Genomic DNA, 13,799 nt, shown 5'->3' on the forward strand with positions numbered 1-13,799 from the left:
CCGCCTTCCCACTGCCGTCTGCCGCACGACCACAGGCTAACGCGGAGGTCGGACACGACCGCGCTACCCCGGCGGTCAGGCAGCGGCGTCTGCCGTGAGGGCGTCCGCGAGCAGCGCCGCCCACATCCGGTAACCGGCGGCGCTGGGGTGGAAGCCGTCCTCGGCGTACAGGCCGGGCTCGTCGATGCGCGGGCTGGGCACGTGCAGCGCGGACGGCGAGCTCGCGGCGGCGCGGGCCAGGCGGCGGTCGAGGTGCCGGGCGTGCAGTGCGAGCAGGGCCCGGGTCGGCTGGGGCAGGGTCGGGAAGCCCGCAACGTCCGGCACGCCCGCGAGCACGATGCGCCCACTGGGGCGCAGCCGCGGCCGCAGCGCGGTGATCAGCGCGCCGATGTCGGCCTGCCAGGCGCGGCCGGAGCGCATCTCCAGCACGTCGTTGACGCCGAGCGCGACCACGACGGCGTCGTAGGTCTCGTCGGGCAGCTGCGGGACCAGCCGGGTCAGGGTCTTGCGCGCGCTGAACCCGGTGTTGGCGGTGACCCGCCAGGCCACGGGACGGCCGCGGTGCCGGGCGAGTCCCGCCGCGAGCGCGGGTGCGAGCCCGTCGGCCTGGCTGGGCACGCCGACTCCGGCTGCCGTCGACTCTCCCAGCACCAGCACAGCCAAGGGGTCCGGGCCCGGTCCGCCCTCGACGCCGTGGCGTTCCCCGGCCGCCTCAGGCAGCACGGGCGTCCGGCGGCGCACCCGGACACCCTGCGTGAGCAGGATCGGCGCGACGGCGAAGGCCAGCGGACGGCTGGCGCGGACGGCGATCTGACCCATGATCCGGATGCTAACCCGGCCGGCCCGGCGGGCGCCGCCGGCCTCTTCGTCCGGCGTGATCCGATGAGCGCCCGCCGATCAGCGCAGCGTGCGGTCCAGGGTGTAGCGGCGCTGCAGCAGCATGGCGACGACCATCAGGACCGCCGGGACGACGCCGAAGCCGAGGCGGATCATCGTGTGCGCGGTATCGGACTGCACGACCTCCGTGCCCGCGCTGCTGGCGACGAAGCCGCCGATGGCCAGGCAGGCCGCGTACACGTACGGCCCGAGCGCGCCGCCGGTGGCCTCGGCCGCGGTCCACACGCCGGTGTAGGTGCCGGCGCGGGTGGTGCCGTCCGCGCCGCTCGCCCGGATCACGTCGGGCATCATCGAGAACGGCAGCAGCTGCATCGCCGCGAACGCGATGCCGAGCACGGCGACCGCACCGATCAGCACCGGCAGACCCGCCGCGCTGCCGAACGCGAGCACGATCGAGCCGACGACGAACGCGCCCTGGGCGATGAGCAGGCCGGGCTGCTTGCCGATGCGGCGGGCCACCACGACCCAGACCGGGGTGGCGATCAGCGCCGGGGCGACGAACGCGGCGACCAGCACGGTGGTCAGGCCGGGGCGGCCGAGTTCGTACTCGGCGAAGTAGGGCACGGCGGCCAGCACCAGGTGGCTGGTGGTGGACATGGCCAGGTAGGAGCCGACGAGCCAGCGGAACTGCGGGTCGCGCAGCGCCACCAGGAGGGTACGCAGCCCCGCCTTGCCGTGCCCGGCGGTCACCGGGCTCGGGGCGGCCGCGGTCAGCCGCCGCACGCCGCCGATGCCGATCAGCATGGTGACCAGCATCGACGCGCCGAGCACCAGGCCCATCAGGGCGTACCCGGAGCGGGTAGGGTCCTCCTTGCCCGCGAGCATCGGCGCGAGCACGCCGCTGAGCAGGATGCCGACGGTCAGCACGACCATCCGGAAGCCCATCAGGCGGGTGCGCTCGTGGTAGCCGATGGCCAGGTCGGCGGGCGTGGACAGGTAGGGCACCTGGTACGCGGCGAAGAGCAGGTTGCCCGCGATGAACGCGACGGCGACCCAGGCGGCGGCGGAGTTGCCGAGCAGGCCGCCGGGCACCAGGAACAGGGCGGCGAAGGCGAGCGGCAAGCCGCAGCCGAGCATCATCAGGACGCGGCGGTGCCCGCGCCGGGCCAGGTCGGTGTCGGAGAGGTGGCCGACCCACGGGTGCAGCAGCACGTCGGCGATCTTCGGCAGCAGCAGCACGAACCCGGCGACCAGCGGAGCGACGGCGAGCACGTCGGTGAGGAAGTAGAGCAGCAGCAGGCCCGGTACGGTGACCCAGGTGCCCATGCCCAGTGACCCGCTCGCGAAGGCCAGCATGCCGCCGCGGGACAGCCGCGCCGCCTCGTCCATCAGTCCTCCTTGAGGGGATCACCGGCTTTAGCCGGTGGGGGAATCGAAGGCCGCTGCGGGGCGGCCGCATCCATGCGTGCGTGAGGCTTCGAAGTCGGCTTCACTCGTGAATGGACATTGCTCGTATACTCGGTGTGTTTCTGCGGCCAGGAAGGTCTGCCGATTCTCCGGTGTGTATGAACCTCCGGGCTGCACGTCGTGTGGTTCCCGAAGTTCCGCCGTCCGGTCCTCGGTGGCCGGGTCGCGTAACGCCTGGACGAGTTGGTCCGAGCCGAGGCAGACGGACGGGGGTGGGAGATCGTGGCGCTGGAGGTGATGCCAGACCACGTCCACCTGTTCGTCAAGCACCACCCGAAGGACTCCGCGTCATACGTCGCGAACCGGTTCAAGGGCTTTTCTTCCCGCATCCTGCGCGAGGAGTTCCTACATCTGCGCTCGAAGCTGCCCACCTTGTGGTCGTCGTCGCACTTCGCCGCGTCGGTTGACGCCGTGAGCGGCGCCCAGTGGGAGCGGCTCTGGAGGAAAATTCGGGGCGACGTGTCGTGATCCGCGCCTACAAGTTCCTCCTGCGACCTACCGTGCGCCAGGAGCAGGCCTTGGCCGAGATGCTGGCCGACCACCGGTCGCTGTACAACGCCGCCCTGCAGGAACGTCGTGACGCCTACCGGCACGCGTCGAAGACCACGATCCGCTACGGCGATCAGTCCGCCCAGTTGAAACACATCCGTGCGTTCGACCCCGAACGGCAGGGCCGCTGGTCGTTCTCCTCCCAGCAGGCCACCCTGCGGCGGCTGGACAAGGCGTTCGCCGCGTTCTTCGGCCGCGTCAAAGCCGGAAAGACCCCCGGCTACCCCCGCTTCAAAGGAGCCGGGCACTTCAACACCGTGACCTTCCCGAAAGACGGCGACGGCTGCCGCTGGAACAGCACCCCAGACGACACCCAGAGCAGGGTCCGTCTGCAGGGTGTGGGGCACGTTCGGGTGCACCAGCACCGGCCGGTCGACGGCCGTGTGAAGACCGTATCGGTCAAACGTGAAGGCCGCCGCTGGTACCTGGTCCTGTCCTGCGACAACGTCGCTGCGCAGCCGCTGCCACCCACGGGCAGCATCGTCGGAGTCGACGTCGGCACCGTGCACTTTCTCACCGACTCCAACGGTACGCACGAGCCGAACCCGAAGTTCCTGCGCACGACGGCCGGCGAGCTGGCCGCAGCCCAGCAGCACCTTTCGACGTATCCGCAGCGCACCAGACGCCGCACGAGAAAGCACCGGGCCGCCGCCCGCAAGGTCGCCGACCTGCACCGCAAGATCGCGCGCAGGCGGCTCGACCATCACCACAAGACGGCCTTGAGGCTGGTGCGCCGGCACGACGTGATCGGGCACGAGAACCTGAACATCGCGGGTATGACCAGCAAGCCCGCGCCCAAGCCCGATCCCGGAAACGACGGCGTGTTCCTGCCCAACCAGGCCGCCGCCAAGTCCGGGCTCAACCACGCCATCCTCGACGCAGGTTGGGGACAGTTCCTGGCAATCCTCGCGAACAAGGCTGAGAGCGCCGGTCGCCGAACGATTCCAGTGGACGCCCGCAACACCTCCCGCACCTGCCCGCCCCAGATCGGCGGCTGCGGGCACGTCGCGAAGGAAAACCGCGTCAACCAAGCCGAGTTCGAGTGCGTCAACTGCGGTCTGGTCGAACACGCCGACCGGGTAGGCGCGCTCAACGTTCTCTACAGGACCGGGCTGGTCCTCTGCGCCGGCGGCTAGCCACCGACGCAGGAAGCCCGCGCGTTCACGCGTGGGTGGAGTCACACCCTCTCCTCGCTCTTACGCGCATGTAATCCAACGTTTGCTGGATAGTAGGGCACGATGGAGCGCATGACTACACCCCGACGGGGACCGGGCCGCCCCCGGCGCGCGGACCAGCGCGCCACCCCCGACGTGATCATCGAGGCGGCGGCGGGCCTGTTCGCGCGGCGCGGCTTCGACGCGGTCGGCATGCGCGAGGTCGCCGCGGCATGCGGCGTGGACGTGGCCACGGTGCACCACCACGTCGGCACCAAGGCCGCGCTGTACGAGTGCTGCTTCGCGCGCGTCTTCGCCGCCGAGAGCGAGGCGCTGACCAGGGCCGTCGCCACGGCCCGGGACGGTCTCGCCGCCGGACCCGGCCCGGCCATGGCCGCGCTGCACGAGCTGGTCGACGTGTTCATCGACTTCCTGGAGGACCGGCCCGAGGTCACCGGCCTGTGGCTGCGCCGCTGGCTGGAGCCCGACCGGCACGCCGAACTCGACCAGCGCTACAGCGAGCCGCTCTACCGGGCCGTCGAGCAGGTGCTGGCCGAGGCCGACGCGGCCGGCGTGCTCAGCGAACCGCAACCGCACCTGGCCGTACGCAGCCTGGTCTGGTCCGTGCACGCGCACGTCGTCGGCCTGCTCTCCGGCGCGAACGGCGCCCGCCAGCGCCGCGAGTTCCGCGCCTTCGCCCACCGCTGGCTGGACCGCATGTACCCGCCACCCGCCTGACCGCCGTGATCACCCGACTTGCCAGGCGACTGGGCGAATGCGCGTCCATGATTCGCACACCTGCCGGGCAAGTCGAGCGATCTCGGGCCCCCGGCCGCTTGACGCGGGGGCCCCGGCCGACGCAATATCCAACGGACGTTGGATATTCGGGAGGGTACGCATGACGCCACGGGTCGCCGTGATCGGAGCCGGGCCGGCCGGGCTGGCCACGCTCAAGGCACTGGCCGACCGGGGCGTGCCCGCCGTCGCCTTCGACGCCGCGGCGCAGGTCGGCGGCCTGTGGGTGTACGGCGCACCGCACTCGTCGGCGTACCGCACGCTGCACCTGAACACCTCGCGGACCCGCACCGAGTTCGCCGACCTGCCCATGCCCACCGACTGGCCCGACTACCCCGACCACGGCCGCATCGCCGGTTACCTGCACGACTACGCCCAGCGCTTCGGCCTGCTGGAATCCGTTCAGCTGCGGCACACGGTCACCGAGGTCGTGCGCGACGGCGCAGGCTGGCGGGTCACCGCGCTCGGCCCGGACGGCACCACCACCGTGCACGTCGAGGCCGTCGTGGTCGCCAACGGGCACAACAGCCGCCCCAAGCTGCCGTCGCCCGCCTACCCCGGCGAGCTGGGCGTCGAGCAGCTGCACAGTCACGACTACCGCGGCCCGGAGCAGCTCGCCGGGCGGCGGGTGCTGGTCGTCGGCGGCGGCAACTCGGCCATGGACATCGCCGTCGACGCCTCGTACGTCGCCCCGCGCACCCTGCTGTCGCTGCGCCGCGGCGTCTGGATCGTGCCCAAGCACCTGCTCGGCAAGCCGTCCGACACCCTCAACGGGGCGCTGGCCAAGCGCCTGCCGTGGCGGCTGCGCCAGCGCATCAGCCAGACCATGCTGCGCTTCGCCGTCGGCCGCCCCGCCGCGTACGGCCTGCCCGCCCCGGAGCACGGCTTCCTGCAGGACCACCCGACCCTGTCGGACTCGCTGCTGTCGCGCATCACCCACGGTGAGATCGGCGTACGGCCCGCCATCGCCCGGTTCGACGGCGACCGGGTGCACTTCACCGACGGGGCCGCCGACGAGATCGACCTCGTCGTCTGGTGCACCGGCTACGACATCGACCTGCCGTTCCTCGACCCGGCGCTGCTCGGCGACGGCGCGGACCGGCTGCCGCTGTTCCGGCACGTGTTCCACCAGCAGGCCCCCGGGCTGATGTTCGTCGGCCTGATGCAGTCCACCGGCTCGGCACTGCCCGTCGTCGAGGCCCAGGCCAGGCTCGCCGCCGCGCACGTGGCCGGGCAGTACGCCCTGCCCGACGCCGCCGGCCAGGCCGCCGACATCGCCGCCGAGCACCGCGCGGCCCGCGACCGCTGGGGCGAGCGCCGCCCGGCCATGCGCATCGACTTCGACGCCTACCTCGCGCTCGCCGCGAAGGAGCTGACCAACGGGGCGACCCGCGCCCGCCGCGGCCAGGGCGTCACCTGGACCAGTCCGGCGACCGTCCGATGAGCACGCCCACCGGCCGCCTGGCACGCACACCGCACGACACCGAGGAGACCGCCCGATGAGCACCCTTGACGGCAAACGCGTCATCGTCACCGGCGCGAACGGCACCTTCGGCCGGCTGCTGTGCGCGCGGCTCGAGCTGGCCGGGGCCCGGGTCGTCGGCCTCGACCTGCGCGCCGACACCGTCGGCACGTCGCCGGTCATCGCCTGCGACCTGACCGACGGCTCCGCGGTCCCCGGCGCGGTGGCGCAGGCGGTGGAGACGCTCGGCGGTCTCGACCTGCTCATCAACAACGCCGGCGTCGGCGGGCCCGCCCCGGCCGAGCTGGCCCCCGGCGACGCCGCCCGGCGGCAGCTCGACGTGAACCTGATGGCCGCCTGGCACACCACCGCCGCGGCCGTGCCCGCCCTGGAGCGCAGCCGGGGCCGGGTGGTGTTCGTGTCCAGCCGCATGGCGCTGCTGCCGCTGCCGCTGGCCGCAGCGTACGGCGTCAGCAAGCGCGCCCTGGTCGCGTACGCCGACGCGCTGCGGCTGGAGGTCGGCACGCACATCGGCGTCAGCGTCGTCTACCCGAGCATGGTCGCGTCCCCGATCCACGACGCCTCCGCCCAGGCCGGCCTGTCGCTGCAGGGCGTGTCCCGGTACGAGCCCGTCGAGGGTGTGGTGGCCGCGATCCTGCGCGCCGCGACCGCCCGTAAGGCCCCGCGCGACGTCGCCACTACCGGGCGCGGCCGGTTCGAGCTGTTCCTGGCCCGGCACCTGCCTTCGGTGACCGGCGCGATCGTGCGGCGCACCATCGCCAAGCGCGTCGCTGCGGGCGACCTGGACCAGGCCCCGCTGGCCGCGGGCATGCGCCGCCGCGCCGGCCGCTGAGAAACGCCACGGCGCATCGGCCCCATCTTGCGGGCCGATGCGCCGGTCACGGATGGTCAGCCGCAGTTGCCCCAGCTGGAGCGGCCGTTCTCGGCCCACATGGTGCCGTTGAGAACCTCACCGCTGTACATGACGCACTTGTCCCGCGCGGAGCGCTGGATGGCGGCGTAGTACTTGTAGTTGCCGGAGTCGGCGACCCACGAGCCGCCCTCGACGCGGATCCAGGCGGCCACCCCGCTGTACGAGCCGACGGCGACCGCCTTGAGCGTGACGACGCAGTTGTACGCGGTCGCGCCGTTGTACATCAGGTAAACGTCGCCGACCTTGGTGCCGTCGGCGTAGATCGTGCGGTGGCCGTCGGACGCGTACGCCCAGGAGCCGCCGAAGTCGGTGGCGCAGGCCCCGGCAGCGCTGTAGGGGTTGGTCGCGGCCTGCGCGGGCGAGCCGAGCGCCGTCACCGCCATCGTCACCGTCAGAGCCGAGATCGCCAGCCGTCGCGCCCAAACGCGCATGCGGTCCTCCAATGGTTCAGCGCGAAGATCGCGCATCGGTCGGGGCCGACATGTTTCCACAACAGACCGTCGAAAACGACTTATGTTAACCAGATCACCCGGCTTCCCTCCGCAACGGGCACAACAGACATCGATGCGACAGGAGGCCGCGCGGCGCGCGTCCGGGCGGGGGCGCGCCGCGCGGCGGTCCGTCACAGGCCCGAGTGCACCGCCGACATCAGGGTGCCCGCCGCGGTGTCCCCGGACATCTCCCAGATCATGCCGCCGAGCAGGCCCTTCTGCTTGATCCAGGCGGTCTTCTGGCCGATCGACCAGGCATCGTCGAAGCTCCACCACTGCCCGCCGGTCCCGGTGTAGCAGTACGTGGAGACCGACTGCACGTCGTGGTACACCGTGCAGCCCGGCACACCGGACAGCAGGTTGGCGTACCCCCGGGTGCCGGCCTCCTCGGCGAACTGGCCCGGGGCCGCGCCGGTCGCGGTCTGCCACTCGCCGTTGACCCCGCCCGCCGCGACACCCTGCCAGCCGCGCCCGTAGAAGGCCACGCCGACGGTGAGCCGCCGCGGGCTGACCCCGGCGTCGAGGTACGTCTGGATCGCCTTGTCCACGCTGAACTCGAACGCGTACGGGTCCTGCGTGTCGCGGTACAGGTTGGCCTGGTGGCCGGTGCGGTTCGGCTCCCACGAGTTGTCCGAGCCGGACCCGTGGAAGTCGTAGCCCTGCACGTTGGCGAAGTCCATGTAGTTGAACACGCCGTTCGGCCCGATGTCCCAGCCCGCCGCGATCTTCGCCGGGTCGGCCGGGGTGAACGCGGTGATCAGGTAGCGCTTGCCGGTGGTCGTGGTCAGCGCGTCGAGCTGGCGGCGGAACTCGGCGGTCAGCGCCGTGTTGTTGGCCTTGTCCGCCGGGCTGACGTGGTTGCCCGGGTGGCCCTCCGCGCCCGGCCACTCCCAGTCCAGGTCGATGCCGTCGAAGATGTTCGCGGCGCTGCCCGGCCCGCCCGCGCCGTTGTAGGTCGGCAGGTTGCCCTTGATGTAGATGTCGATGCAGGACCGGACGAACTTCTCCCGGGCCGCCGGCGTGGCCGCGACGTCGGAGAAGTACTTCGAGTACGTCCAGCCGCCGATCGAGATCAGCACCTTCAGGTGCGGGTGCTTGGCCTTGAGCTTGCGCAGCTGGTTGAAGTTGCCGCGCAGCGGCTCCCAGCCGGTGTCGCCGACCCCGTCGACGGACTGCGACGCGGCCATCGGGCGGCCGTAGTCGGCGTCGGCGTCACCGGCGCCGGTGCCCTGGTCGGGGTCCTGCGGGTTGGCGGTGGTGCCCCGGGTGACCCCCTGCAGGCAGGTCAGGTTGACCGGGTCGATGTTGGCGAACGCGTAGTTGAGGTGGGTCAGCTTGGCCGCCGAGCCGCTGGTGTCGAGGTTGCGGACGAAGTACTGGCGGCCGTAGATGCCCCACTGCACGAAGTAGCCGACCTTCGCGTAGCTGCCCGAGCCCACGACGTCGTCGGTGGTGACGGTGACGGCGTTCGAGGCGGCGGAGGCGTTGTCGTAGGTGTCGCGGGCCTTGACCGTGAAGGTGTACCCGGTCATCGGCGACAGCCCGCCGACCACCGCCGTCAGGCCGGTGACGCTGGCCCGCAGGGTCGTTCCGGTGTACACGTCGTAGCCCGCGATGCCGCTGGCGTCGGTGGCCGCGTTCCAGGCCAGGGTGACCGAGGTGGCCGACTTCGCGGTCGAGCGCAGGTTGCCGGGCACGGTCGGCGGCGTGGTGTCGTTGGCCGGGTTCAGGGTCGTGGCGCTGACCGGCGTGCTGAGCGCGGACAGGTTGCCCCGGGTGTCCCGGGCCCGCACGGTGAAGGTGTACCCGGTGTTCGGGGTCAGGCCGGTGACGGTCGCGCTCGTGGTGGTGCTCGTGGCCACGACCGTGCTGCCGGACAGCACGTCGTAGCCCGCGATCGGGAAGTCCGTCACCGCGGCGGCGGTCCAGGTCAGCGAGACGGTGCGGGTGGTGCGGCCGGTGACGGTCACGCCGGTGGGCGCGCCCGGGGCGCGGTCGGGGGTGCCGTCGCACTTGTTGCCGTTGATCCGGCAGTTCAGCGGGGCCGCGCCGGAGCCGTACGCGATGAACCAGGGGCTGTAGGGCTCGGTGCTCGCCTCGGCGGCGACCGTGCCGTTGTAGTGCGCGTTGACGACGGTGACGTGGCTGCCGGACTGGCTGGCCGTGCCGTTGTAGAAGTTGCTCATGGTCACGCCCGCGGGCAGGTCGAACTCCAGGGTCCAGCCGGTGATCGCGGCGCTGGTGGGGTTCGCGACGACGAACTTGTCCATGAACCACGAACCGTTGTCGGTGCTGGAGAAGGTGGCGGTGAGCCCGGCCGGGGCGGCTGCCGCGACCCCGGGCAGCGCCAGGGCGGTGACGGCTATGGCGAGGATCGCGGCAAGGGAGCGGATCTTGCGCATGTGCCCTCCTGTTATTAGGAAACTTTCCTAATACTGGACCCGAGGGTTCGGCGCGGTCAATGCCATACTTGCATTTGTCTATGGCTTCCTCGTGGCTACCTGAGCTTTCCGTCCAGCCGCGGTCGCGCCACCCCCTCGACCTCGGTGCAGATGCCGAAGACGCGGGCCTGGCCGGTCCAGCCGTTGACCCGGCCGCGGTTGTTGCTGATCTGCACCCGCCCGCCCGCGGCGTCCACCGCCGACACCAGGTGCAGGTAGACGGTGCCCGCGACGCGGGCCAGCACGATGTCGCCGACCTGGACCGCCGCGGGGTCCACCGGCGCGACGGTCACCAGGTCGCGGCTGCGGACCAGCGGGATCATCGAGTTGCCGGTGGGCCGGAACCGCACCGTCGCCCCCGCGGCCACCCGCGCGGCGACACTGTCGAGCATTCCCATGGGCCACAGGATGCCCGGCCACGCGCCGACCGGGCCAGCGATATAGCGGCATGGCGAAGGCCGCCACCCTGCGACATCGAAACATGTGGACGGCGCGGCTGGAGGCGGCCGTGAGCCGCGCCTACGGTGACGCCACCCCCGTTACCGGAAGGAGTCGGCATGTCACCACGTGTCCGCGCCGGCGTCGCGGTCCTCGCCACGCTGCTGGTCGTTTTCGGATCCGCCGCACCCGCCACCGCCGCGACCCCCTACACGGTGCCGCCCGTCGCGGGCACCCTGCAGACCTACAACATCTCCAGCGTGTACGTCGCCGGCGTCTCCTCCGGCGGCTACCTGGCGACCCAGCTGCACGTGGCCTACTCGGGCCGGATCAAGGGCGCGGCCGTGTTCGCCGCCGGGCCCTACTACTGCGCGCAGTACAACGCGAGCCGGGCGCTCTACGCGTGCGGCGACAACCTGTGGTCGACGCAGCTGAGCAGCCTGAAGTCGTACACCTCGCTGTGGTCCGGCTACGGCTGGATCGACCCGCCGTCGCAGCTGTCCGGCGACCCGGTGTACGTCTTCCACGGCGACAACGACAGCACCGTGAAGAAGTCCGTCACCGACGACCTGGTGCGCTACTACCAGCACTTCGGCGCGAGCGTGTCCTACAGCTCGGGCAGCTCGGCCGGGCACGCCTGGGTCACGCCGTACGGCACGGGCGGCTGCACGGCCACCGCGTCGCCGTACCTCAACGACTGCGGCACGGATCCGCAGAACGCCATGTTCGCCAAGCTGTACGGCGCGGTGAACCCCCGCAACACCGGCCCGCTCACCGGTTCGCTGATCCGCTTCGACCAGAACACGTTCGCCATCAACGGGTTCGCGGCCGGGCTGAGCATGGGCGGCAGCGGCTTCGCGTACGTGCCGAGCAGCTGCGCGGCCGGGCAGAGCTGCCGCCTGCTCGTCGCGCTGCACGGCTGCTCGCAGGGCTACGACGCGGTCGGCACGGCGTTCGTCGACCGCGCCAACCTCAACCAGTACGCCGACACCAACAACACCGTCGTCCTGTACCCCCAGGCCACCGCCTCCGGCGTGAACCCGTACGGCTGCTGGGACTGGTGGGGCTACCTCGGCTACACCAACTACCCCATCAAGGGCGGCCTTCAACTCGAATCCCTCATGAACATGATCCGCCGCCTCGACGGCTGACCCGCCCTCCTCGCCAGGGGGCCGGGCCGGGAGGGCCGGGCGGGAGGGCTCAGGTCAGGAGGACGCGGAGGAGGAGGGCGGCTTCGGGGTCGATGAGGGTGCGCATGTCGATGAGGGCCTGGTCGGCGCCGCCGGCGACACCCATGAACTTGCGCAGGTGCTGCAGGCGGCCGCGGGCCTCCTGGGCGGCGTGGTCGTCGCGGTCGGCCAGGCGCTGCAGGCCTGCCTCGACCCGGGCTACGCCGCGGACCACGACCAGGGCCGGGTGGTCGGGCAGGGTGACCCGGTCGAAGTTGACGCCGCGGAAGTCGACGTCGTCGAACGCGGTCACGCCGCGCATGTCGACGTCCTGCATCGGGTTGGGGCCGAGGTCGCGCTCGGGTTCGAGCACCCGGCCGTCGAACACGACCTCGCGCAGCACCCCGGCGAACCGGCAGCGGACCAGGCTGGCCTGCCAGAAGTTGGTGCATTCGAGCTGCGCGTGGGCGAAGTCGACGTCGGTGAACGAGGCGACGCCGCAGCCGAGGCGGGACAGGTCGGCGTGGCGGAAGTCGACGTTGCGCAGCCGGTTGCCGCGCCCGGCGTACCAGCCGCCGACCGACGAGCGGGCAAGGTCCGCGGCGAGGAACGAGGTGTCGCCGACGTCGGTGGCCCACATGCGCAGGCCGACGCAGTGCGCGCCGTCGAACAGGCTGTTGTCGATGACGCAGCCGAACAGCCGCAGCCGCGGCAGGTGCGCGCCACGCAGGTCGAGGTCGACAAGGCGGGCCCGCTGGAACTCCAGGGTCGCCGCGACGTCGGAGAACTCGAAGGTGAACGACATCCCGCCGGCCTGCCGGGTGGTGCTGTCCAGGTCGGCGGGGCGCGGCTCGGGCGCACCGAGCCCGCGCAGGTCCCAGCGGCCGTCGATGCGGTCCAGGGCCAGGCCGTCGAGGCGCTCCCCCGCCCGCAACCGCCGGATGACCTCGGACTGCAACTCCGGCCCGCCGGGCACGAGCCAGCGCTCGACGAGCGCCTCATCGTTGAGCATGCGGGACCCCTCGCATCGACAACGCCGCATGACGAGCCGCTCGGGGCGCAGCTCAACGGGTCGTTGGCGATCAAAAGTAGGACGCCGTGCCCGGTTACTCAACAGGTCGCCGACTGATATGTCGGATATGCCGGGCTGCGTTACCGAACCTTGACCTGACATGCGATCTTCACCGCACCAATGGCACCTGGTCACCGAACGTGATGGCGTCGAGCGGGGGGCGAGTGCGGCCGCGGCGCGAACCGGCGCGCGGGATTGGCCTCCCCCGTTGCGGCCAAGCCCGCGCGGATCGAGCGCCGCGGCGGGACCCTGCGGCGCCCGACCATGCGCCGGTTCCCCGCAGGGATGATGCTGGACCGCGCCGCCGCGGTCGAGGCTATTCGGGCACCGCCGAAACACCCTGCATACGGGCGTGGGGACGCCGGCCGCAGCCGACGCCCCCACGGGAGCGGTCCGGGGTCAGCGCGCCTGGAGCGCGTCGAGCGCCACCGCCATCGCCACGACCAGGCGGCGGTCGATGGCCGGGTCGTGGATCTGGACGGTGTACTTGTCGCGCACCAGCGCGAACTTCTTCACGACGGAGAACACGGGCTGGCCGTCGCGCACGAAGTCGAAGTGGTAGGGCCAGAAGGTCAGGTCCGCGAAGCGGCGCAGCAGCGCGATGGGCAGGCTGCGCTCCTGGCCGGTGAAACGCGCGCCGCCGGCGGGCTCCACGTGCCAGGTCGAGCGCAGCAGCGACTTGGCGAAGTCCTTCTTGAACAGACCGATCGGAGCGCCGTTCTCGTCGGTGACGTCGTACGTCGCGCCGAGGTCGATCACGCTGCGGGCCTTGAACGCGGCGAACACGCCGGTCTTGCTGTCGTCGCGGTACAGCGTGACCTGCTCCTTGAAGGCCATGCGCTTCTGCTCGACGAACGCCAGCTGCGTGCCGGGGGTGCCGTCGGGCTGCACCGAGGTGACCTCGTACCGGTTGATCATCATGGTGAAGCGCTGCTTGATGAACAGCGTCTGCTGCGCTTGCAGGGTGGCCAGATCCACGAGGGGGTCCTT

The 13,799-nt window shown here is 71.6% G+C and carries 13 protein-coding genes; 6 read left to right on the top strand and 7 right to left on the bottom strand.

Features of this window, described 5'->3' with window-relative positions:
- Positions 1-75: 75 nt before the first annotated feature.
- Entirely contained in the window at positions 76-819 is a 744-nt protein-coding gene (locus Cco03nite_RS08150) for an SGNH/GDSL hydrolase family protein (protein WP_203690560.1), read from the bottom strand.
- 78 nt (positions 820-897) lie between these two features.
- Positions 898-2,226 (bottom strand): MFS transporter, encoded by a 1,329-nt coding sequence (locus Cco03nite_RS08155; protein ID WP_203690562.1) that lies wholly within the window; start codon positions 2,224-2,226, stop codon positions 898-900.
- 261 nt (positions 2,227-2,487) lie between these two features.
- Here Cco03nite_RS08155 and tnpA point away from each other — a divergent pair, with 261 nt between their 5' ends.
- The 5 genes from tnpA to Cco03nite_RS08180 all read left to right on the top strand — a co-directional run bounded on the left by tnpA (position 2,488) and on the right by Cco03nite_RS08180 (position 7,117).
- Positions 2,488-2,772, top strand: a complete 285-nt coding sequence (gene tnpA / locus Cco03nite_RS08160) for an IS200/IS605 family transposase (protein WP_373314221.1) — start codon at positions 2,488-2,490, stop codon at positions 2,770-2,772.
- Positions 2,769-3,989: an RNA-guided endonuclease InsQ/TnpB family protein gene (locus tag Cco03nite_RS08165; RefSeq protein ID WP_203690564.1), complete on the top strand. Its 1,221-nt coding sequence runs from the start codon at positions 2,769-2,771 to the stop codon at positions 3,987-3,989. Before tnpA ends, Cco03nite_RS08165 begins: the two co-directional genes overlap by 4 nt.
- A 111-nt stretch (positions 3,990-4,100) precedes the next feature.
- Positions 4,101-4,745 (top strand): TetR/AcrR family transcriptional regulator, encoded by a 645-nt coding sequence (locus tag Cco03nite_RS08170; protein ID WP_203690566.1) that lies wholly within the window; start codon positions 4,101-4,103, stop codon positions 4,743-4,745.
- A 160-nt stretch (positions 4,746-4,905) separates the two neighbouring features.
- Positions 4,906-6,246 (top strand): flavin-containing monooxygenase, encoded by a 1,341-nt coding sequence (locus tag Cco03nite_RS08175; RefSeq protein ID WP_203690568.1) that lies wholly within the window; start codon positions 4,906-4,908, stop codon positions 6,244-6,246.
- Between the two features lie 55 nt (positions 6,247-6,301).
- A complete protein-coding gene (locus Cco03nite_RS08180; RefSeq protein WP_203690575.1) occupies positions 6,302-7,117 on the top strand; it encodes an SDR family NAD(P)-dependent oxidoreductase in 816 nt (271 codons plus the stop codon).
- 56 nt (positions 7,118-7,173) lie between these two features.
- Here the strand turns inward: Cco03nite_RS08180 and Cco03nite_RS08185 are convergent, their stop codons facing one another.
- The 3 genes from Cco03nite_RS08185 to Cco03nite_RS08195 all read right to left on the bottom strand — a co-directional run bounded on the left by Cco03nite_RS08185 (position 7,174) and on the right by Cco03nite_RS08195 (position 10,528).
- Positions 7,174-7,629: a hypothetical protein gene (locus Cco03nite_RS08185; RefSeq protein WP_203690577.1), complete on the bottom strand. Its 456-nt coding sequence runs from the start codon at positions 7,627-7,629 to the stop codon at positions 7,174-7,176.
- 191 nt (positions 7,630-7,820) lie between these two features.
- Positions 7,821-10,091 carry a glycosyl hydrolase family 18 protein gene (locus Cco03nite_RS08190; protein ID WP_203690584.1) on the bottom strand — a complete coding sequence of 757 codons (2,271 nt, stop codon included), beginning with the start codon at positions 10,089-10,091 and terminating at the stop codon, positions 7,821-7,823.
- Positions 10,092-10,186: 95 nt separating this feature from the next.
- Complete coding sequence (locus tag Cco03nite_RS08195) at positions 10,187-10,528, bottom strand: S24 family peptidase (RefSeq protein WP_203690586.1); 342 nt, start codon at positions 10,526-10,528, stop codon at positions 10,187-10,189.
- A 159-nt stretch (positions 10,529-10,687) separates the two neighbouring features.
- Here Cco03nite_RS08195 and Cco03nite_RS08200 point away from each other — a divergent pair, with 159 nt between their 5' ends.
- Positions 10,688-11,719, top strand: a complete 1,032-nt coding sequence (locus tag Cco03nite_RS08200; RefSeq protein WP_203690588.1) for an extracellular catalytic domain type 2 short-chain-length polyhydroxyalkanoate depolymerase — start codon at positions 10,688-10,690, stop codon at positions 11,717-11,719.
- Between the two features lie 49 nt (positions 11,720-11,768).
- Here Cco03nite_RS08200 and Cco03nite_RS08205 read toward each other — a convergent pair whose 3' ends face one another.
- Both Cco03nite_RS08205 and Cco03nite_RS08210 read right to left on the bottom strand, forming a co-directional pair.
- The gene (locus tag Cco03nite_RS08205) at positions 11,769-12,749 is read right to left on the bottom strand and encodes a pentapeptide repeat-containing protein (RefSeq protein ID WP_203690590.1); all 981 of its coding nucleotides are present in this window, start codon (positions 12,747-12,749) and stop codon (positions 11,769-11,771) included.
- 459 nt (positions 12,750-13,208) lie between these two features.
- On the bottom strand, positions 13,209-13,730 hold the full coding sequence (locus Cco03nite_RS08210) for an LURP-one-related family protein (RefSeq protein ID WP_239167217.1): 522 nt from the start codon (positions 13,728-13,730) through the stop codon (positions 13,209-13,211).
- Positions 13,731-13,799 lie beyond the last annotated feature (69 nt).

The sequence above is a fragment of the Catellatospora coxensis genome, from assembly GCF_016862635.1.
In the GTDB taxonomy this organism is placed as follows: Bacteria; Actinomycetota; Actinomycetes; order Mycobacteriales; family Micromonosporaceae; genus Catellatospora; species Catellatospora coxensis.

Bases quoted from the DNA above. Each gene is read 5' to 3' on its own strand.
- Cco03nite_RS08190 (WP_203690584.1), bottom strand. From the start codon at position 10,091: ATGCGCAAGATCCGCTCCCTTGCCGCGATCCTCGCCATAGCCGTCACC.
- Cco03nite_RS08200 (WP_203690588.1), top strand. From the start codon at position 10,688: ATGTCACCACGTGTCCGCGCCGGCGTCGCGGTCCTCGCCACGCTGCTG.
- Cco03nite_RS08150 (WP_203690560.1), bottom strand. From the start codon at position 819: ATGGGTCAGATCGCCGTCCGCGCCAGCCGTCCGCTGGCCTTCGCCGTC.
- Cco03nite_RS08185 (WP_203690577.1), bottom strand. From the start codon at position 7,629: ATGCGCGTTTGGGCGCGACGGCTGGCGATCTCGGCTCTGACGGTGACG.
- Cco03nite_RS08180 (WP_203690575.1), top strand. From the start codon at position 6,302: ATGAGCACCCTTGACGGCAAACGCGTCATCGTCACCGGCGCGAACGGC.
- Cco03nite_RS08210 (WP_239167217.1), bottom strand. From the start codon at position 13,730: ATGATGATCAACCGGTACGAGGTCACCTCGGTGCAGCCCGACGGCACC.
- Cco03nite_RS08205 (WP_203690590.1), bottom strand. From the start codon at position 12,749: ATGCTCAACGATGAGGCGCTCGTCGAGCGCTGGCTCGTGCCCGGCGGG.
- Cco03nite_RS08155 (WP_203690562.1), bottom strand. From the start codon at position 2,226: ATGGACGAGGCGGCGCGGCTGTCCCGCGGCGGCATGCTGGCCTTCGCG.
- Cco03nite_RS08170 (WP_203690566.1), top strand. From the start codon at position 4,101: ATGACTACACCCCGACGGGGACCGGGCCGCCCCCGGCGCGCGGACCAG.
- Cco03nite_RS08175 (WP_203690568.1), top strand. From the start codon at position 4,906: ATGACGCCACGGGTCGCCGTGATCGGAGCCGGGCCGGCCGGGCTGGCC.
- Cco03nite_RS08195 (WP_203690586.1), bottom strand. From the start codon at position 10,528: ATGGGAATGCTCGACAGTGTCGCCGCGCGGGTGGCCGCGGGGGCGACG.